The sequence below is a fragment of the Lysobacter sp. CFH 32150 genome (genome assembly GCF_022758295.1).
Taxonomy (GTDB): domain Bacteria; phylum Pseudomonadota; class Gammaproteobacteria; order Xanthomonadales; family Xanthomonadaceae; genus CFH-32150.
On sequence record NZ_JALDWJ010000002.1, the window covers coordinates 93,111 to 111,961 of the forward strand.

Here is an 18,851-nt window from a genome sequence, read left to right on the forward strand (position 1 = left end):
GATGCTTGGACCGCTACCGTGCCAAAGGCTGGTCGAAACCTTCAGGCCGCGTCGGCCTGGGTGGTGAAGCTCTCGCCGCAGCCGCATTCGCCGGCGACGTTCGGGTTGCGGAATACGAATTGTTCGTTCAAACCCTGCTTGAGGAAGTCGATCTCGGTGCCGTCGACCAGCGCCAGGCTGTCGGCATCGACATGGATGCGTACGCCGTCCTGCTCGAACACGGTGTCGCCCTCGCGCGCTTCCTTCGCGAGATCGGCCACGTAGCCCCAGCCGGAGCAGCCGGTGCGTTTGACGCCAAAACGCAGGCCGATCGCGCCCGGCGTCTCGGCGAGATAGCCGCGAACGCGTGCAAGGGCAGCGGGAGCAAGGGTGACGGCCATGGCGACTCCAATCGGATACGACCTTAATGATAGCCCGGACGCCGTAATGCAACCGGTCCGGTACACTTCGCGATTCAGAAATGTGCCCGCAGTGGCAAGGATTCAAGGCATGACAGTGGTCAGCGTCGAGCATGCGCTCGCGGGCAAGTTGCCCGCCGGCGGCGAAGTCACGGTCCGCGGCTGGGTGCGCACCCGGCGCGACTCCAAAGCCGGGCTGAGCTTCGTCAATGTCAGCGACGGCTCCTGTTTCGCGCCGATCCAAGTCGTCGCGCCCAATACCCTGGCCAATTACGAGGATGAGGTGAAGCGTCTCACTGCCGGCTGCGCCGTTGTCGCCACCGGCACGCTGGTGCAATCGCAGGGCCAGGGCCAGAGTTTCGAAATCCAGGCCTCCAGGCTGGAAGTGGTCGGTTGGGTCGAGGATCCGGAGACCTATCCGATCCAGCCCAAGGCGCATTCGCTCGAATTCCTGCGCGAAGTCGCCCACCTGCGTCCACGCACCAACCTGTTTGGCGCCGTCACCCGCATCCGCAACTCGCTGGCGCAGGCGGTGCACCGATTCTTCCACCAGAACGGCTTCTACTGGGTCAGTACGCCGATCATCACCACCTCCGACGCCGAAGGCGCCGGCCAGATGTTCCGCGTCTCCACGCTGGACATGATGAACCTGCCGCGTGGCAGCGACGGTGCCGTGGATTTCTCGCGCGACTTCTTCGGCAAGGAGACCTTCCTCACCGTCTCCGGCCAGCTCAACGCCGAGGCCTATGCGCTGGCGCTGAGCAAGGTCTATACCTTTGGCCCGACCTTCCGTGCGGAGAACAGCAACACCACCCGCCATCTCGCCGAGTTCTGGATGATCGAACCGGAGGTCGCGTTCAACGACCTCGCCGCCAACGCGAAGCTGGCCGAAGATTTCCTGAAGTACCTGTTCCGCGCCGTGCTCGACGAACGCGGCGACGACCTCGCCTTCATCGCCGAACGCGTGCAACCGGATGCGATCACGCGGATCGAGGGTTTCGTCAACGCGCCGTTCGAGCGCATCGACTACACCGATGCGATCACGTTGCTGCAGAAATCGGGCAAGAAGTTCGAGTTCCCGGTGGAATGGGGGCTGGACCTGCAGACCGAGCACGAGCGTTGGCTCACCGAGGAACACGTCGGCCGTCCTGTCGTCGTCCTGAACTATCCGGAACACATCAAGGCCTTCTACATGCGCCTCAACGACGACGGCAAGACCGTCGCCGCGATGGACGTGCTGGCGCCGGGCATCGGTGAAATCATCGGCGGCAGCCAGCGCGAAGAACGCATCGACCTGCTCGACGCACGGATGGCGCAGTTCGGCCTCGATCCGGTGCACTACAGCTGGTATCGCGACTTCCGCCGCTACGGCACGGTGCCGCATGCGGGCTTCGGCCTCGGCTTCGAGCGCCTGGTCGTTTACGTCTGCGGACTGAGCAATATCCGTGACGCGATCCCCTATCCGCGTGCGCCGGGGCAAGCGGAGTTCTGATGCTGCTGTTCTTTGCCCTGCTCTTCGTCGCCTTCGCCATCGCCGGTGCAACCGCGTTCGTGATCTTCTGGCCGCTGGCGTTGGTACACGTGCGCGATCGCCATCCGGATGTCGCCAAACAGCTCGGCGCCGGCGCCTTCCTCAAGCCATCGGCGCTGTCCTGGTTACTGCGCGGCAGCTACTACCAAGCACGCGATCCGCAACTGAGCGGTCTGGCAACACCCGCACGGATATCGTTGATTGTCATCCTCGCCGGCCTGGGCATGGCCTGCATCCTTTGGCTCTGGGCGATCGCGCCATGAACGATGCGCACTACGAATGGTGGCTGGCCACGCTCGGCCGCACGCTCGTGTGGGCCCGCCTGCGCGTGCGCGAGGCCGGCACCGCTGAAGTCTTCGACAGCGACGGCAACACGCTGGCCTATGACAGCGAAGACACGGCCCGCGCCGCGTTGATGGATGCAGAATTCGTCGCCTACGACGGCCTCGATGCCGAGGAAGCGCTGGATCGCGGCTTCAACCTCGACGAGATCGCACCACCACAGGGCGATGACGGCAGGCTGCGCGAGCGCATGATCCAGAAACTGCCGCCAAACGGTTGAGCAACGCTGCATGTATCTGCCGCCGTCGTTCTCCGAGTCCGATCTCAGCGCCCTCGACGGCCTCGTTGCCCGCGACAACTTCATCACTCTGATCACCGTGCGTGATGCTGCTCCGGTCGTCAGCCACCTGCCGGTGCTGTACGCGCGCGACGGGGGGAAGGTCGAGCTGTGCGGGCATTGGGCGCGTCCGAACCCACAGGCCCGCCATGCCGGCCCCGCGCTGGCGATCCTGCATGGGCCGCATGCCTATGTATCGCCGGCCTGGTACACCGACAAGGAAGAAGGAGCACGTGTGCCGACCTGGAACTATGTCGTCGCCCACCTGCATGGTGAATTGAGCACGTTCGGCGACGCCGATTCGCTGGCGGAACTCGTCACTGCGCTAAGCGACCAGCATGAAGCTGCGGTCGGCAGCGATTGGCATTTCGAGCCTGGGCGCGACGACCACGCCAGCCAGCTGCGCGGCATCATCGGTTTCCGCTTCCATGTCGAACGGATCGACATGAAGTTCAAGCTCAGCCAGAACCACCCGATCGCCAATCGGGTCGCGGTGGCCGAACGACTCGATGCATCCGATCGCGAACCCAGCCGCACTGTTGCTGCGCTGATGCGCGAACGCTTTCCCACTGGAGCCGACTGACATGGACCTCAATCTCACCGGCAAGCACGCCCTGGTCTGCGGTGCCTCCGAGGGCATCGGCCGCGCCACCGCCCATGAACTCGCCCTGCTCGGCGCTGACGTCACCGTACTCGCGCGCCGTGCCGACGCCTTGCAGGAAGTCGTTGCCGCCCTACCCCACAACGGCTCACAGCAGCACGGCTGGATCGCGGCCGATGTGTCGCAGCACGACGCGCTGCGCGCGCAAGTCGAAGCGCTCGCCGCCGGCAAACCGGTGCATGTCGTCGTCAACAACACCGGTGGTCCACCCGGCGGGCCGGCACATACCGCCGATGCCACCGCCTTCCTCGATGCGTTCAACAAGCATCTGCTCGCCAACCAGACCATCGTCCAGGCCGTGTTGCCGGGCATGCGCGGCGCCAACTGGGGCCGTATCGTCAACGTGATCTCGACGTCGGTGAAGGAACCCATCGTCGGCCTCGGTGTGTCCAACACCATCCGCGGCGCGGTCGCGAGCTGGGCCAAGACCCTGTCGCGCGAACTGGCGCCGTTCGGCATCACCGTCAACAACGTGCTGCCCGGCTACACCGAGACCGGTCGCATCACCCAGATCATCCACGACCGCGCACAGACCTCGGGCCAGTCCGAGGCGGACATCATCGATGGCATGCGCAAGACCGTACCGGTGGGACGTTTCGCGCAACCGGCCGAGATCGGCGGCGTGATCGCGTTTTTGTGCTCACCGGCTGCCGGCTACGTCAATGGCGTCAGCCTCGCTATCGATGGCGGGCGAATGCAATCGATCTGAACCCCTCCATACGCTGACGCAGGCGTGACGCGCGCGTTAAGCTTGCAGGATGCGTCTTACTCACTGGATCAATGGCGAAGCACGCGAAGCGGCCAATGGCCGTTGGCGCGATGTCTTCGACCCTGCAACCGGGCAGGCTTACGCACAAGTCGCCGATGGCGATGCGCAGGACGTCGATGCCGCGGTGGCTGCCGCCGAACGCGCCTTCCCTGCCTGGTCGGCATTACCCAACAGCGAACGTGCGCGCTGGCTGGAGAAACTCGCAGATGCGCTCGAAGCCAGGCTCGACGATTTCGCCCACGCCGAATCGCGCGATGGCGGCAAGCCGATCAAACTCGCACGCGAAGTCGAGATTCCGCGCGCGATCAGCAACCTGCGTTTCTTCGCCCATGCCGCCACGCAATTCGCCAGCGAATCGCACCACGGCCAGGCCGGGCTGAACTACACACTGCGGCAGCCGCTTGGCGTGGTTGGCACGATCTCGCCCTGGAACCTGCCGCTCTACCTGTTCACATGGAAGATTGCTCCTGCATTGGCCGCCGGCAACACCGTCGTAGCCAAGCCGTCGGAAGTGACGCCGCACACCGCAACGATGCTCGGCGCGCTCGCTGCCGAAATAGGCTTCCCGAAAGGCGTGCTCAACATCGTGCATGGACTCGGGCCTGAAGTCGGGGAGCCGCTGGTCGTCCATCCCAAGGTCAAGGCGATTTCGTTCACCGGCAGCACCCTCGTCGGTCGCCGCATCGCCGGCCTCGCGGCGCCGCTGCTGAAGAAGTTGTCGCTGGAACTCGGCGGCAAGAATCCGACGCTCTTGTTCGCCGATAGCGACTGGAAAGCGAACCTCGACACCATCGTGCGTTCGGCATTCCAGAACAGCGGCCAGATCTGCCTGTGTGGCTCACGCATCCTTGTCGAACGCAGTATCTACAACGCATTTCGCGACGCGCTGGTCGAGCGCGCGCTCGCATTGCGCGTCGGCGACCCGATCGACGAAGACAACCATCTCGGTCCGCTGGTATCGCAGGCACACCATGACAAAGTCGTCGCCGCCATTGCCCGCGCACGCGAAGAAGGCGGGTATGTGTGGTGCGGCGGCAATACGCTGGATCGTCCCGGCTGGTTCGTGGCACCAACCGTGATCGATGGCCTCGGCCCGGATTGCGCGAGCAACCGCGAGGAGATTTTCGGCCCGGTGGTGACCCTGCAGCCATTCGATTCCGACGGCGAAGCACTGCAATTGGCGAATGCCGGCGACTACGGACTCGCCGCATCGCTGTGGACGCGCGACCTCAATCGCGCCCATCGCTTCGCCGCGGAACTGCGCGCGGGCGTGATCTGGATCAACACCTGGCTGATGCGCGACCTGCGCACGCCGTTCGGCGGCATGGGCCAGTCCGGCCTCGGCCGCGAGGGTGGGACGGAGGCGCTGCGTTTCTTCACCGAGCCGCGCAATGTTTGCCTGGACCTGTCGCAATGACTCCGGGCTCTGCCGCGACTTGGTGCTTTCTCGCGATTGCGATTGCAATTTCTGCAACGCCTCCTGCCCTCTCCCAATCCATGGCTTGGGGCAATATCCGCATCGCCACCTTCTTCAGTCGCTTCAGCGCCAAACCCGATCATTTTTCGAAATTCCTGTACGCACGCAACGTTCAGACAGGCAAGGAAAAACACTTCAAGCACGTTGTCGACCAGATGCTCGCCAGCGAACTGAGCATCCTCGGTCGCCCGAACGAGGCAAGCCGCTTGTTCCCTAGCGGGGCGTCACGCATGGCACTGGATGCGCTGCCTAACAAGGACAGTTTCATTGCGGTATCCGCGGCCGACTACATCCTGAAAGAAGCGGCAACCCGGCAAGTCGTCATGGTGAACGAGGCGCATCATCGTCCGCAGACGCGCCTGCTGACCTTGGCATTGCTGCCGAAAATGCGGGCCATCGGTTACACCCATTTCGCGGCGGAAGCCGTGGACGCCGGTGACGCTGCGCTCGCAACACGCGGGTATCCAATCGAGAAAACCGGCTTCTATATCGGCGAGCCGATATATGGGGAAATCATCCGAGAAGCGTTGCGACTGGGTTACGTGGTCGTTCCTTACGAGCCGGCCAGCGAGGCCGGCACCACCGCACAGGACCGTGAGACGGGCCAGGCTGCGCATCTGAGCGAGCGAGTCTTCAAATCGAATCCGAACGCCAAGCTTTTCGTCCATGCCGGCTATGCGCATATCGACAAGTCCCCAGGACAGTTGCCGGATGACGCCAGGCCGATGGCGCTCGAGTTCAACAGGCTCACCGGCATCGTTCCCTTGAGCGTTGACCAGACCACACTCGAATACGGCAGCGCCACGGACACAACGTCCGCTTATCACCATCTGCTCGGAGAATTCGCTGTCACCAGCCCGACCGTTCTCGTGTCGCGCGCAACGCAGAAAGCCTGGTCTTTCCGCACTACGTATCACGATGTCACCGTTCTGCTGCCGACACCGTCAGATGACCTCCGCCCACGCTGGCTCGACCTCGAAGGCAAACGCCAAGCCGTCGCCGTCGGCCCGTCGGCATGCTTGCAACGGTTGCCTTGCCTGATCGAGGCACGGTATGCCGCCGAAGCCGTCGATGCCGTTCCCGCGGATCAGTTCGTGGTGCTCAGTGCGGATGAACTGGAAACTCCGTTGTATCTCGCACCCGGCAAATACCGGATCAGGCTGCGTGGAAATGATGGCAATACTGTTTCCAGCCGCAATCTGGAGGTCGCGCCGCGCCCCCGTGCTGCAGAGTCGGGACAATCAAGCGAAAATAATGTTCCCCGGCACGGAGTCACTGAGCCTGCATGAGCACTCTCGACGACCTGCTTAGCAACAACCGCGACTGGGCCGACCGCATCAGGCAGGAGGATCCCGGCTTCTTCAAGCGCCTGTCAAAGCAACAGTCGCCGAAGTACCTATGGATCGGCTGCTCGGACTCGCGCGTGCCGGCCAACCAGATTCTTGGGCTGGACCCGGGCGAAGTTTTCGTTCATCGCAACATCGCCAACGTGGTGGTGCACGCGGACCTCAACTGCCTGTCGGTGATCCAGTTCGCCGTGGACCTGCTCAAGGTCGAGCACATCCTTGTCGTCGGACACTATGGTTGCAGCGGCGTTCACGCCAGCCTGACCGGAAGCCGCATCGGCCTGGCCGACAACTGGTTGCGCCATGTCGGCGACGTGGCGCAGAAGCACATGGCGTTGCTGGAGGAAGTCGAACTCGACTCGTTGCGGCATGCGCGCCTGTGCGAACTCAACGCGATCGAACAGGTCGTCAACGTCTGCCAGACGACGGTGCTGCAGGATGCATGGGCACGTGGACAACAACTGTCCGTGCACGGCTGGGTCTACAGCCTGCACGACGGTCGCGTGCGCAACATGGGCATGGACGTCGCGTCGCCGGAGCAGTTGGCCGGAGCCTACGAAACTGCACTGGCTCGCCTGAGTGGACGCCCGGGAGCTGATGTATGAGCGATGCCATCCAGACCGGGAGTGCACCCAAGCCAGTAGGCATCTACCCACATGCGCGCCGTGTCGACAAATTGCTGTTCCTGTCCGGCATCGGCCCACGCGATCCGGCGACCAACGCGATCGTCGGTAATGAATATTTTGCCGATGGCCGCGTGCGCCATTACGACATCGTGGCGCAGGCGCGCGCGGTGTTCGCCAATGTGCGCGCCGTGCTCGAAGCCAGCGGCGCGCGATGGGAGGACCTGGTCGACGTGACTGTGTATCTCACCGACATGTCCCGTGACTTCAAGGCCTACAACGCAGTCTGGGCCGAACATTTCCCCGACACCGCGACGGCGCCTTGTCGCACCACTCTCGGTATCACTGCACTCCCGACGCCGATCGCGATCGAATTGAAGTGCATCGCCGTGGTGAAGGAGTAACTACCATGCTACCCGCCCCATTCAATCTCCAGGCGTGGATCGACGAGCACCGTCACCTGCTGAAGCCGCCAGTCGGCAACAAGTGCGTCTTCAACGGCGACTTCATCGTGATGGTGGTCGGCGGTCCCAACCAGCGCACTGACTACCACTGGGATGAAGGCCCTGAATGGTTTTACCAACTCGAGGGCGAGATGGTGCTGCGTATCCAAGAGGACGGTGCGGTGCGCGATATCCCCATACGCGCTGGCGAAACTCTCCTGCTGCCGCCACGCGTGCCGCATTCGCCGCAGCGCATGCCCGACTCCATCGGCCTGGTCATCGAACGCAAGCGCTTGGCGCACGAGGACGACGGGCTGCTGTGGTTCTGCGAGCGCTGCAATACCAAACTCTACGAAGAGTTCTTCCATCTGGTCGATGTCGAAAAGGATTTCCTCGCGGTGTTCGATCGGTTCTACGCTTCGCCCGAACACCGCACGTGCAAGCATTGCGGGCATCTCAATCCGGCCCCGGCCAAGTACGTGACGCCGGAAGCCTGACCGCATGCTCAAGATCGACACCCACGCTCATTACCTGCCCCGCGACTGGCCCGATCTCGCCGCGAAGTACGGCGATATCCGCTTCCCGGTGATCCACCACGGCGACGACGGGCGCCATCGCATCTACAAGGATGGCAAGTTCTTCCGCGAGATCTGGCCCAAGACCTGGGATCCGCACGAGCGCATCGCCGACTACGCGCGCTTCGGCGTGCAGGTGCAGGTGATCAGCACGGTGCCGGTGATGTTCAGTTACTGGGCCAAGCCGCACCACGCGCTGGAGTTGCACCAGTCGCTCAACGATCACATGGCCGAAACGTGTCGCGAGCACCCACGGCATTACGCGGGCATCGGCACGGTTCCGATGCAGTCCCCGTCGCTGGCCGTGCGTGAACTCGAGCGCTGCATGGACCAGCTCAACCTGCAGGGCGTGCAGATCGGTTCGCACATCGGCGAATGGAACCTCGATGCGCCGGAGCTGTTCGAGTTTTTCGAGGCCGCAAGCGAACTCGGCGCGGCAATCCTGGTGCATCCCTGGGACATGATGGGTGCCGAATCGATGCCGAAATATTGGCTGCCGTGGCTCGTCGGCATGCCGGCGGAGCAGTCGCGCGCGGCGTGTTGCCTGATCTTCGGCGGCGTGCTGGAACGCCTGCCGAAACTGAAGGTGTGCCTGGCGCATGGTGGCGGCAGCTTCCCCTACACCATCGGCCGCATCGAACACGGCTTCAACATGCGTCCGGACCTGGTCGCCACCGACAATTTCCGCAATCCGCGCGATTACCTCTCGCGCCTGTATTTCGATTCGTGGGTGGCCGACGAACGCGCATTGCGCTACCTGATCGACACGTGCGATGTGTCGCGGGTCATGCTCGGTACCGACTACCCGTTCCCACTCGGTGAACAGCAGCCCGGTGCCGGTATCGCCGCGCTGCAATTGAATCCCGCCGAGCAGGCGCGCCTCTATCACGGCACCGCGCTGGAATGGCTCGGATTGTCCGCCAATCGCTTCCAGTGACCCGATGACCGACCTCTTCAGCGACGCCTACGCGCAAGCGCAAGACGCCACCGATCCGCTGCGCGAGTTGCGCAACGAATTCCACATTCCGTTGCACGACGGCCACGGCATGCCGGAAGAACAGGCCTACTTCTGCGGCAACTCGCTCGGCCTGCAGCCCAAGGGCGCGCGGGCGATGGTCGAAGAGGTGCTGGACAAGTGGGCACGCGATGCCGTCGAGGGCCACTTCCTCGAACCGGCGCCCTGGATGCCGTACCACGAATTGGTGCGCGAGCAGCTGGCGACCGTGGTCGGTGCGCAGCCATCCGAAGTGGTGGCGATGAATTCGCTGACTGCGAACCTGCACCTGATGATGGTCAGTTTCTATCGACCCACACGCGAGCGTCCGGCGATCCTGATGGAAGCCGGCGCGTTTCCGTCCGACCACCATGCGCTCGAATCGCAGGTGCGCTTCCACGGCTTCGATCCGGCGACTGACCTGATCGAACTGGAAGCCGACGAAGCAGATGGCACGATCTCGATGCAGGCCATCGAGCGCGCGATCGCCAAGCATGGCCAACGCCTGGCTTTGATCGCATGGCCCGGGGTGCAGTACCGCACCGGTCAGGCTTTCGATCTCAAGGAAATCGCGCGCCTGGGACACGCCGCCGGCGCCATTGTCGGCTTCGACCTCGCGCATGCCGTCGGCAATCTACCGCTGCAACTGCACGACAGCGATGCCGATTTCGCGGTGTGGTGCCATTACAAATACATGAACTCGGGACCAGGCGCGGTCGGCGGCTGTTTCGTGCACGCGCGCCACGCACGGACCGATCGCCCGCGTTTCGCCGGCTGGTGGGGCCACGATCAGGCCACGCGCTTCCGGATGGGTCCGGAGTTCGTACCGACGCCGGGCGCCGACGGCTGGCAGCTCAGCAACCCCCCGATCCTCGGCCTCGCGCCGCTGCGTGCTTCGCTCGATCTGTTCGGACGCGCCGGCATGATGGCGCTGCGCGAAAAATCGCTGCGGCTTACCGGTTATCTCGAGGCAGTGATCCGCGAACGCTTGGCCGATACGTTGCAGATCGTGACCCCACGCGAACCGGAACGCCGCGGCGCGCAGTTGTCGTTGCGCGTCATCGGTGGACGCGAGCGTGGCCGAGCCCTGTTTGAATTCCTGGCCTCGCAGGGCGTGCTCGGCGATTGGCGCGAACCCGACGTGATCCGGATCTCCCCCGCCCCCCTCTACAACACCCACACCGACGTGCTGCGCTTCGCGCGCACGGTCGAAGCCTGGCGCGGAGCATCGGCATGACCTCGCGCCATCTCACCATCGTCGGCGCGGGCCTTGCCGGCGCCCTGCTCGCCACCCTGCTCGCCAAGCGCGGTTGGCAGGTCGATGTGTTCGAACGCCGCGGCGATCCACGCGTGCTCGGCTACGCCGGCGGACGCTCGATCAACCTGGCCCTGGCCGAACGCGGCCTGCACGCGTTGCGCAACGCCGACGCGGACGCAGCGGTGCTCGACAAGGCGGTGATGATGCGCGGTCGCATGGTCCACTTCCTTGACGGCAGCCAGCAGTTGCAACGTTACGGACGCGACGATTCGGAAGTCATCTGGTCGATCAGTCGTGGCGAGCTGAACCTCACGCTGATCGACGCAGCCGAAGCTGCCGGCGCCCGCCTGCACTTCGACCGACGCCTCGATCACGTCGACTTCGACCGCGGTATCGCCCATTTCCTCGGTGACGGCGCCTCGCATCCGCATGCTTTCACGGCGTTGGTCGGTGCCGACGGCGCAGGCTCCGCCCTGCGATCCGAAATGGGCAAGTGCACACCGCTCGGCGAGCGCACGGAGTTCCTCGGTCACGGTTACAAGGAACTGGAGATCCCGCCCACCATCGATGGCGATTTCCAACTCGAGGCGAACGCCCTGCACATCTGGCCGCGTGGCGGCTACATGTGCATCGCCCTGCCCAACGACGAGCGCACCTTCACTGTCACGCTGTTCCTGCCCAACGAAGGCGATCCAAGCTTCGAGACGATCCAGGACGGCGCCGATGCGCGCGCCCTGTTTGCCCGCGACTTCGCCGATGCGCTGCCGCTGATCCCCGAGCTCGAATCGGACTTCGAGAACAATCCGACCGGCACGCTCGCGACGTTGTACCTGGAGCGCTGGCACCTCGATGGCCGCGCGGTGCTGCTCGGCGACGCCGCGCATGCGATGGTGCCGTTCCACGGCCAGGGCATGAACTGCGCGTTCGAGGATTGCGTCGCACTGGCCAACCACCTCGACGGCGATGGCGACCTCGAAACTGCATTCGCCGCCTTCGAGGCCGAACGTCGACCGAACGCGTTGGCGATCCAGGCGATGGCACTCGAGAACTACCTGGAGATGCGTGCGCGCGTCGACGATGCCGATTTCCTGCTGCAACGCGCCCTGGAGCGGCAACTAGCCGAGCGCCATCCTGGCCGTTTCGCACCGCGCTACGCGATGGTGACCTTCCGCCGCCTGCCCTATGCCACCGCCTTCGAGCGTGGCCGCGTGCAACGGGAATTGCTGGTCGAGGCCACCCGCGGCCGCGACTCGCTCGACGGCATCGACTGGGCATGGCTGGATGCGGAGGTCGAGCGGCGCCTGTCGCCGCTGGCCAGCGAAGCCTGAGACCTGTCGCAACTGGCGAGACGCCCGTGGCGCATGCTGCGATCACCACCCCCTTGTGAGCCACGATGCCGGCCAGCTTCCTGTTCTACGACCTGGAAACCTTCGGTAGCGATCCGCGCACGTCGCGCATCGCCCAGTTCGCTGCCATCCGCACCGACGCCGAACTGAACCAGGTCGACGAACCGATCAGCCTGTTCGTCCAGCCTGCCGACGACCTGCTGCCCTCGCCTGTCGCCACGCTGATCACCGGCATCTCCCCGCAGCAGGCACTGCGCGACGGCATCAACGAAGCGGAAGCCTTCGCCCGCATCTTCGACGAGATGGCGCGACCGGAAACCTGTGCGCTCGGCTACAACTCGCTGCGTTTCGACGATGAATTCACCCGCTACGGCTTCTTCCGCAACTTCTACGATGCCTACGAACGCGAGTGGCGCGGCGGCAACAGCCGCTGGGACCTGCTCGACGTGATGCGGCTGGCGCATGCGCTACGCCCGGAAGGTATCGAATGGCCGCAACGCGAAGATGGCGCGACCTCTTTCAAGCTGGAGCACCTCGCGCAGGCCAACGGCGTTCGCGAAGGCGACGCGCACGAAGCGCTGTCGGATGTGCGCGCACTGATCGGCCTGGCGCGCAGGCTTAGGGCGGCGCAGCCGAAATTGTGGGACTACGCACTGCGTCTGCGCGACAAGCGCTATGCCGCGCAGTTGATCGATGTGGTGGCCATGACGCCGGTACTGCACGTGTCCCAACGATATCCTGCGTCGCGATTGTGCGCAGCCGCCGTGTTGCCGTTGGCACGGCACCCGCGTGTCGACAACCGGGTCATCGTATTCGACCTCGATAGCGAGCCTGATGCCTTGCTCGACCTCGACGCCGAAGATATCGCCGACCGCCTCTACACGCCTATCGCCGACCTGCCCGAAGGCGAGACGCGGATTCCACTCAAGGAAGTACATCTCAGCAAATGTCCGGCCCTGGTGGCCTGGGATCACCTGCGCGAAGCCGATTTCACCCGTTTGCTGATCGATCCGGCGACAGTGGAGCGTCGCGCCGTGCGCCTGCGCGAGGCGGGCCCTGCACTCGTCGAGAAAGTGCGCCGCGTGTATGCCAGCGATCGGGTGCGCGAACCAGCCGATGTCGACGCCTCGCTTTACGATGGCTTCATCGGCGATGGCGACAAGCGCAAGTTCGCCGCGGTGCGTTCGATCCCGCCAAACGCGCTCGCCGGGCACGAATTCCACTTCCAGGACGCGCGGTTACCTGAGCTGTTGTTCCGCTATCGCGCCCGCAATTGGCCGCACACGCTGGACACCGCTGAACGCCAGCGCTGGGACGACTACCGCCGGTTGCGACTAGGCCAGGAATCGGGTTTGTCCGAACTGAGTTTCGACGGCTTCCGTACCGAGCTGGCCGCACTGCGCGTGACCCATGCCGGCGATGGCGGCAAACTGGCCTTGCTCGACCAGCTCGAAGGCTGGGGCCGCGACATCGAAGCGAGCCTGCGATGACTACCTACTTCACCGATGCCAGCTTCAAGTTTCTGCGCGGACTGGCGCGCCATAACAATCGCGAATGGTTCCTCGCGCACAAGGGCGACTACGACACGCACGTGCGCCAGCCGTTCCAGAGACTGTTGACCGACTTGCAGCCGCACCTTGCGGAAATCAGCACGCACTACCGCGCCGATCCCAAGCCGGTCGGCGGTTCGATGTTCCGCATCCAGCGCGACACCCGCTTCGCCAACGACAAGACGCCGTACAAGTCGTGGCAAGGCGCGCGCCTGTTCCACGAGCGCGGGCGCCAGGTCGAAGCCCCCTCGTTCTACCTCCACCTGCAAGCCGGCAACTGTTTCATCGGCGCCGGGCTGTGGCATCCGGAATCGGCGACGCAGCGCAGGCTGCGGCAGTTCATCTTCGATAATCCCGGCAGCTGGAAAGCTGCGGCGCATGCGCCGGCCTTCAGGCGCCGATTCGATCTCGACGATGAGGAGAAGCTGGTGCGGCCCCCGCGCGGGTTCCCGGCGGAGTTCGAGTTCATCGACGATCTCAAGCGCAAGAACTTCGTGGCCTTCCGCGCCATTGACGACAGCGTGATGCTTGGCCCGAAGCTGCGGCAGTCGCTCGCAAGCGATCTCGCCGGCCTCGCGCCGTTCGTCGATTACCTCTGCGCCGCGCTCGACCTGGAGTTCTGACTCGCCAATAGGTTCGCGGGCGTCAGGCGCCCGGGCTGGGCCTGGATCAGCTCGATGCGTCCACCGGCATTGCCGTTTCGTGACCTGGCACAGGCTCCATGCCGCACCGCGGCATGACATACCCGTACGTATGGGTATGCTCCGCGGCGATGCGTTGGTCATGGACGACGCAGGCATACCTTTCCGCGGCAACGCCGTGAGGGTGAAGCCGCGCAGAAGTCGGGGGAAACAAACGTGCGAAATCTGGCTTGCAGCCTGCTTCTTGCAGGCATATCCCTGGCTGTCATAGCGCCTTGTGCGATGGCAGCCGATGTCACCGGTGTGGCATTCGTACACGGCACCGGCAGTCAAACCAACGCCTACCAGGATTACTGGCAACCCAAGATGGTCGACTCCGTACGCCAGGGGCTGGCCAATACGGCGAACTACACCGTCATCAACTGCGATTTCACCCAGTACATGTGGGACAGCCGCGCTGCCGGTTGCCTGGCAACACAGCTGAGCGACTTCATCAGCAGCAAGGGCATCACCCGCCTGATCGTGCTGACCCATTCCAACGGCGGCAACGTGATGCGCTGGATCCTGTCGAACCCGACCTGGGACAGCCGCTACCCGAACATCATCAGCAAGGTCGTGCGCGTCAACGCGTTGGCGCCCTCTTCCGGCGGCACACCGCTGGCCGATGCGGTGATCAATGGCAATGTGTTCGAAACGTCACTGGGCTGGCTGCTCGGCTACAAGTCCGACGCGGTGCGCCAGCAGCAGGTCAGCTGGATGGCCTACTACAACGCCAACTACCTGTACGGCACCGGTGGCCGTCCGGCATTGCCCAGGACGTTCCGCAGCGTGGTCGGCACCGACGTCGACTCGGCGATCTGGGATTCGGATAGCTACTGCGGTGGCTACGCCGAGAACGTGGGCCTCGAGACCACGCAGAACTGGCTCGCCAGCTGCTCCGACGGTTTCCTCAACTGCACCAGCCAATCGGCCGCGGGCACCGTCTGGTTCCAGGACAAGAGCCGCATGGCCGGCAGCGAACCGCTGAGCCACAACCAGAGCCGTCGCGCCTGCTTCGGCCTGGACACCATCCTCCGCAACGATCTCAACCTCTGAGGGCCGGCCATGCGCACATTCGTTTTCACCGCGCTCGCCGCGGCTTCGATCACTGCAGCATCGTTCGCAGCGCTTGCCGCCCAACCACTATTGCCCCCGAGTCACAACGACCAGATCCCGACACGACTTGTGTCGCTTCCTGCTCCGATCGGCCAGTTCGAACATGCGCCGGTGTCGTTTTCATGGGCACTCGATCCCCTCGCATCGCTAACGACACCAGAAACGCATGTCGCCGAGAGCCGCGAATACTGGCAAACCGTCGATGGCGCCGAGTTGGCTCGCGGGATCGACCTCACGTTGACCGCACCGGGCGCCGTCATCCGCGTCAGCCCTGGTCACAGCGCGGCGCGACTCAAACCCGTGGATGTCCGCATGCACGGCAACGGCAAGGCGGTGCGCCTGGAACAGGCCGCGGGCGACGCAGAGCTGCAAGCGGCCGGGATGGACATCGATCCGGGCTCGGTGGTGGTCAAGCTCGCTCCCGAACACCCTGGCGGCCGCTATCAGTTGCATGTGGACAACGCCGAAGGGCGCTATGTCGTGCACGTATTCGAACCGGATAGCGACATGGTGCTGCGTGCCCGCGCGGACCGCAGCCACGCGCTAAGCGGCGAAACCATTGCAGTCGACATCGCCATGACGCGCGGCGGCCGCGCTATCGCCACACAAGCTGAAGCCCTGCTCGTCGCACCCGATGGCAGCAGCCGACCGGTGACCGTGGCCAAGGGCAGCGACGGCAATGCGTCAGCGCGCGTGCGGCTTCCCGCGAAGATCGGCAACACACCGGGATTGTGGGAACTGCAGGTGTTCGCCAACGGCGAAGGTGTATCGCGCGATGCACGCACCGCATTCGCGGTGGCCGCACCGACTGCACGCTTCAAGGGCGACTACGCTTTCGATACGCAGGCACTGCGCGTGGCACTGCCGATCGAAGCCGGCTCCGCGGGGCGTTACGAAGCCCGCGGCACGCTCTACGCTTCCGGTCCGGATCGCGTGCTGCGACCGATTGCACAGGCACACGCTGCGGCGTGGTTTGAACGCGGCGGCGGGATGCTGGTGCTGGATTTCGATCACAGCCATGTTCCGTCCGGCTACGGCGCGCCGTTCGAGATCCGGCAACTACAACTGCATGACCAGGCACGCCTCGCGCCGCTGGAAACGCGTGAGCGTGGCGCTCGCTTCTGACCTGAGCATCGTTGTGCCCCTCGGCCGGGCCCCGCCCGGCCTTTTTTTTCCGCGCCTGCAACAAGCTAAGCTCACACCATCGACGCAACCGGACGATTCCGATGAAGAAGTGGCTGTCGTTGTTCTTGGTCGTCATCATCGCGCTCGCCGCGTATGTCGGCGCTGGTCCCTACCTCACCGTGCGCGCGATCCGTACCGCGGTGAAGGAACAGAACACCGCCGCGCTGGCGAAACAGATCGATTTCCCCGCGCTGCGCGCCAGCCTAAAGGCGCAACTGCTCGACGCGCTGGTGCGCGAGGCTGGAGCCGACGTGCAGGCCAACCCGATTGGCGCATTCGCCTTGAGCATGGCCACGGGCGTGATCAACGGCACTGTCGATGCGATGGTGACTCCCGTCGGACTGGCCGGCGTGATGGAAGGCCGCCGCCTGTGGCGCAACACCCGCGACAGCTTCAATCGCCCGCAAGTCGACGCGAACGGCGAGCCGCTTCCTGTCCCCGAACCATTGCACGACGCGCGCTACCGTTACGAATCGTTATCGCGCTTCACCGCCACCATCCAAGACGACTCCGGCAAGCCCATCGTCTTCGTGCTGCGGCGCAATGGCTTGCAATGGAAACTGGCCGACATCCGCCTTCCGATGAACGGCAACACGCATTGACGGACTCGTAATCTCCCCAAGCGCATTGTCCGGGAGAGAGGCTGCTGCCAGGATTGAACCTCTTGCGCCCAGCTCGACATATACCAGTACCTGGTCCGGGGACAGCTGTCCCCGGACAGTAGACGCGCGAGGAATCCGTCATGAAACGCATTGGCATGTTGTCGCTTGCTGCACTGCTGTTGCCGCTCGCCCCTGCCCAGGCAGAAGACGCGGCCTTCAAGGGAGTGCTCGTCGGCAGCCAGGAGGTGCCCGCTGTTCTGACCGCAGCCAGCGGCGGCTTCCGCGCCTGGCTCAGTCCCGACGGCACATCGCTGCAATACGAGCTGGCCTATGACGGTCTAGAAAGCAGCGTCTCCCAGGCGCATATCCATATCGGCCAGGGTGGTGCGAATGGCGGCGTCGCAGTGTGGCTATGTTCCAACCTAGCCAGCCCGCCGACGCCAGCGGGCGTGCAGGCGTGCCCGGCACCGCCGGCGCACATCAGTGGCGTGATCACTGCAGCCGATGTCGTAGGTCCCGTGTCACAAGGCGTTTCGCCCAACGAGTTCGACGCCCTCGTGACTGCCCTGAGACGTGGTCTCGCCTATGCCAACGTGCACACGAGCACTTCACCCGGCGGCGAAATCCGCAGTCAACTCGATCATAGCGGCCACAACTGAGGGACCGCGAAACTCTGTCAACGGCCGGCTGTCAGCGGCTGTTCGACACGCCATGCGGCACATGCCCGGCCGCCACGTGTTGCCGGGCCGAGTCGATGTTGTGCAACGAATCGTCGAAGAAGATGTCGGCACCGAAGGCTTCAAGGAATGGACCCTTCGGCCTTCCTCCCAGGAATAGCGCTTCGTCCAACCGCACGCCCCATTCGCGCAGAGTGAGGATCACGCGCTTGTGCGCAGGCGCTGAGCGTGCGGTGACGAGCGCCGTGCGAATCGGCGCATCGTCCCCCGCCGGAAACGCTTCCTGCAAACGGTGCAGCGCATCGAGGAAGCCGCGGAACGGCCCGCCCGAAAGCGGCACGCCATCGCGCGCGACTTCGTGGTCGTGGAACGCGGCGATGCCCTGCTCCTGCGCCACCCGTTCGCCTTCGTCACCAAAGATCACCGCGTCGCCGTCGAATGCGATGCGCAACTGATCGTGGCGTTGCAATGCAGCTTTCGCGGGGAGGATCGTCGCCGCCGCAACGCCATGCTCGAGCGCCCGCCGCACCGATTCCGGATTCGCCGACAGGAACAGCTGCGCCCCGAACGGTTTGATGTATGGCCACGTCGGCGCACCCGAGGTGAAGGTCGCGCGGGAAATCGCCAGGCCGTGATGCTGGATCGAATTGAAGGTGCGCAGCCCGGTGTCGGAAGAATTGCGCGACAGCAGGATGACTTCCACCCGTGGCGCATCCGCCGGCGCACCTGCGTTCAACGCCAGTAACTTGCGGACCAGCGGGAAGGCGATTCCCGGCGCCAAAGGATCGTTTTCGTGCTCGCGCTGGAACGCACTGAAGGCCTCGACACCCTCGCGTTCGTACAGATCGTGGCTGTGCTCGAGATCGAAGAGTGCGCGCGAAGTGATCGCAACGATCAGGGGTTGGGATTGGGTGACGGATTCCATGTGCCCAGTATCGGACAGGCGGGTCGCTGGGCGTGAGACGCGCACACGGAATTGGCTCCAATGCACACCAGCAATT

General features: G+C 64.3%; 21 protein-coding genes. 19 read left to right on the forward strand and 2 right to left on the reverse strand.

Features of this window, described 5'->3' with window-relative positions:
- Window positions 1–41: 41 nt before the first annotated feature.
- A complete protein-coding gene (locus MO486_RS03875; RefSeq protein WP_242904724.1) occupies window positions 42–380 on the reverse strand; it encodes an iron-sulfur cluster assembly accessory protein in 339 nt (112 codons plus the stop codon).
- 109 nt (window positions 381–489) lie between these two features.
- Between MO486_RS03875 and asnS the strand changes: the two genes are divergently transcribed.
- The 19 genes from asnS to MO486_RS03970 all read left to right on the forward strand — a co-directional run bounded on the left by asnS (window position 490) and on the right by MO486_RS03970 (window position 17,832).
- Window positions 490–1,890 carry an asparagine--tRNA ligase gene (gene asnS / locus MO486_RS03880; protein WP_242904725.1) on the forward strand — a complete coding sequence of 467 codons (1,401 nt, stop codon included), beginning with the start codon at window positions 490–492 and terminating at the stop codon, window positions 1,888–1,890.
- Window positions 1,890–2,192 (forward strand): hypothetical protein, encoded by a 303-nt coding sequence (locus MO486_RS03885; protein ID WP_242904727.1) that lies wholly within the window; start codon window positions 1,890–1,892, stop codon window positions 2,190–2,192. Before asnS ends, MO486_RS03885 begins: the two co-directional genes overlap by 1 nt.
- Window positions 2,189–2,491, forward strand: coding sequence for a hypothetical protein (locus MO486_RS03890; RefSeq protein ID WP_242904729.1), 303 nt, complete (start codon window positions 2,189–2,191; stop codon window positions 2,489–2,491). The genes MO486_RS03885 and MO486_RS03890 overlap by 4 nt, the downstream gene beginning before the upstream one ends.
- A gap of 10 nt (window positions 2,492–2,501) precedes the next feature.
- The gene (locus MO486_RS03895; RefSeq protein WP_242904731.1) at window positions 2,502–3,131 is read left to right on the forward strand and encodes an FMN-binding negative transcriptional regulator; all 630 of its coding nucleotides are present in this window, start codon (window positions 2,502–2,504) and stop codon (window positions 3,129–3,131) included.
- A gap of 1 nt (window position 3,132) precedes the next feature.
- A complete protein-coding gene (locus tag MO486_RS03900; protein ID WP_242904733.1) occupies window positions 3,133–3,918 on the forward strand; it encodes an SDR family oxidoreductase in 786 nt (261 codons plus the stop codon).
- Between the two features lie 49 nt (window positions 3,919–3,967).
- Entirely contained in the window at window positions 3,968–5,395 is a 1,428-nt protein-coding gene (locus MO486_RS03905; protein ID WP_242904734.1) for an aldehyde dehydrogenase, read from the forward strand.
- Window positions 5,392–6,744 (forward strand): hypothetical protein, encoded by a 1,353-nt coding sequence (locus MO486_RS03910; protein WP_242904735.1) that lies wholly within the window; start codon window positions 5,392–5,394, stop codon window positions 6,742–6,744. The genes MO486_RS03905 and MO486_RS03910 overlap by 4 nt, the downstream gene beginning before the upstream one ends.
- Window positions 6,741–7,406, forward strand: a complete 666-nt coding sequence (gene can / locus MO486_RS03915) for a carbonate dehydratase (RefSeq protein WP_242904736.1) — start codon at window positions 6,741–6,743, stop codon at window positions 7,404–7,406. The genes MO486_RS03910 and can overlap by 4 nt, the downstream gene beginning before the upstream one ends.
- Complete coding sequence (locus tag MO486_RS03920; RefSeq protein ID WP_242904737.1) at window positions 7,403–7,828, forward strand: RidA family protein; 426 nt, start codon at window positions 7,403–7,405, stop codon at window positions 7,826–7,828. Before can ends, MO486_RS03920 begins: the two co-directional genes overlap by 4 nt.
- A 5-nt stretch (window positions 7,829–7,833) precedes the next feature.
- A complete protein-coding gene (locus tag MO486_RS03925; RefSeq protein WP_242904738.1) occupies window positions 7,834–8,364 on the forward strand; it encodes a 3-hydroxyanthranilate 3,4-dioxygenase in 531 nt (176 codons plus the stop codon).
- Window positions 8,365–8,368: 4 nt separating this feature from the next.
- A complete protein-coding gene (locus MO486_RS03930; protein WP_242904739.1) occupies window positions 8,369–9,379 on the forward strand; it encodes an amidohydrolase family protein in 1,011 nt (336 codons plus the stop codon).
- 4 nt (window positions 9,380–9,383) lie between these two features.
- The gene (gene kynU, locus MO486_RS03935; RefSeq protein ID WP_242904740.1) at window positions 9,384–10,673 is read left to right on the forward strand and encodes a kynureninase; all 1,290 of its coding nucleotides are present in this window, start codon (window positions 9,384–9,386) and stop codon (window positions 10,671–10,673) included.
- Window positions 10,664–12,022 (forward strand): NAD(P)/FAD-dependent oxidoreductase, encoded by a 1,359-nt coding sequence (locus tag MO486_RS03940; protein ID WP_242905331.1) that lies wholly within the window; start codon window positions 10,664–10,666, stop codon window positions 12,020–12,022. The genes kynU and MO486_RS03940 overlap by 10 nt, the downstream gene beginning before the upstream one ends.
- 65 nt (window positions 12,023–12,087) lie before the next feature.
- Complete coding sequence (gene sbcB / locus MO486_RS03945; RefSeq protein ID WP_242904741.1) at window positions 12,088–13,530, forward strand: exodeoxyribonuclease I; 1,443 nt, start codon at window positions 12,088–12,090, stop codon at window positions 13,528–13,530.
- Window positions 13,527–14,213: a DUF2461 domain-containing protein gene (locus tag MO486_RS03950; protein WP_242904742.1), complete on the forward strand. Its 687-nt coding sequence runs from the start codon at window positions 13,527–13,529 to the stop codon at window positions 14,211–14,213. The genes sbcB and MO486_RS03950 overlap by 4 nt, the downstream gene beginning before the upstream one ends.
- A 300-nt stretch (window positions 14,214–14,513) precedes the next feature.
- Complete coding sequence (locus MO486_RS03955; protein WP_242904743.1) at window positions 14,514–15,326, forward strand: hypothetical protein; 813 nt, start codon at window positions 14,514–14,516, stop codon at window positions 15,324–15,326.
- A 9-nt stretch (window positions 15,327–15,335) separates the two neighbouring features.
- Window positions 15,336–16,511: a DUF4785 domain-containing protein gene (locus MO486_RS03960; RefSeq protein ID WP_242904744.1), complete on the forward strand. Its 1,176-nt coding sequence runs from the start codon at window positions 15,336–15,338 to the stop codon at window positions 16,509–16,511.
- Between the two features lie 101 nt (window positions 16,512–16,612).
- Window positions 16,613–17,173, forward strand: a complete 561-nt coding sequence (locus MO486_RS03965; RefSeq protein ID WP_242904745.1) for a DUF2939 domain-containing protein — start codon at window positions 16,613–16,615, stop codon at window positions 17,171–17,173.
- A gap of 140 nt (window positions 17,174–17,313) precedes the next feature.
- The gene (locus MO486_RS03970) at window positions 17,314–17,832 is read left to right on the forward strand and encodes a CHRD domain-containing protein (protein ID WP_242904746.1); all 519 of its coding nucleotides are present in this window, start codon (window positions 17,314–17,316) and stop codon (window positions 17,830–17,832) included.
- 31 nt (window positions 17,833–17,863) lie between these two features.
- Here the strand turns inward: MO486_RS03970 and MO486_RS03975 are convergent, their stop codons facing one another.
- Entirely contained in the window at window positions 17,864–18,775 is a 912-nt protein-coding gene (locus MO486_RS03975) for a 5'-nucleotidase (RefSeq protein WP_242904748.1), read from the reverse strand.
- Window positions 18,776–18,851 lie beyond the last annotated feature (76 nt).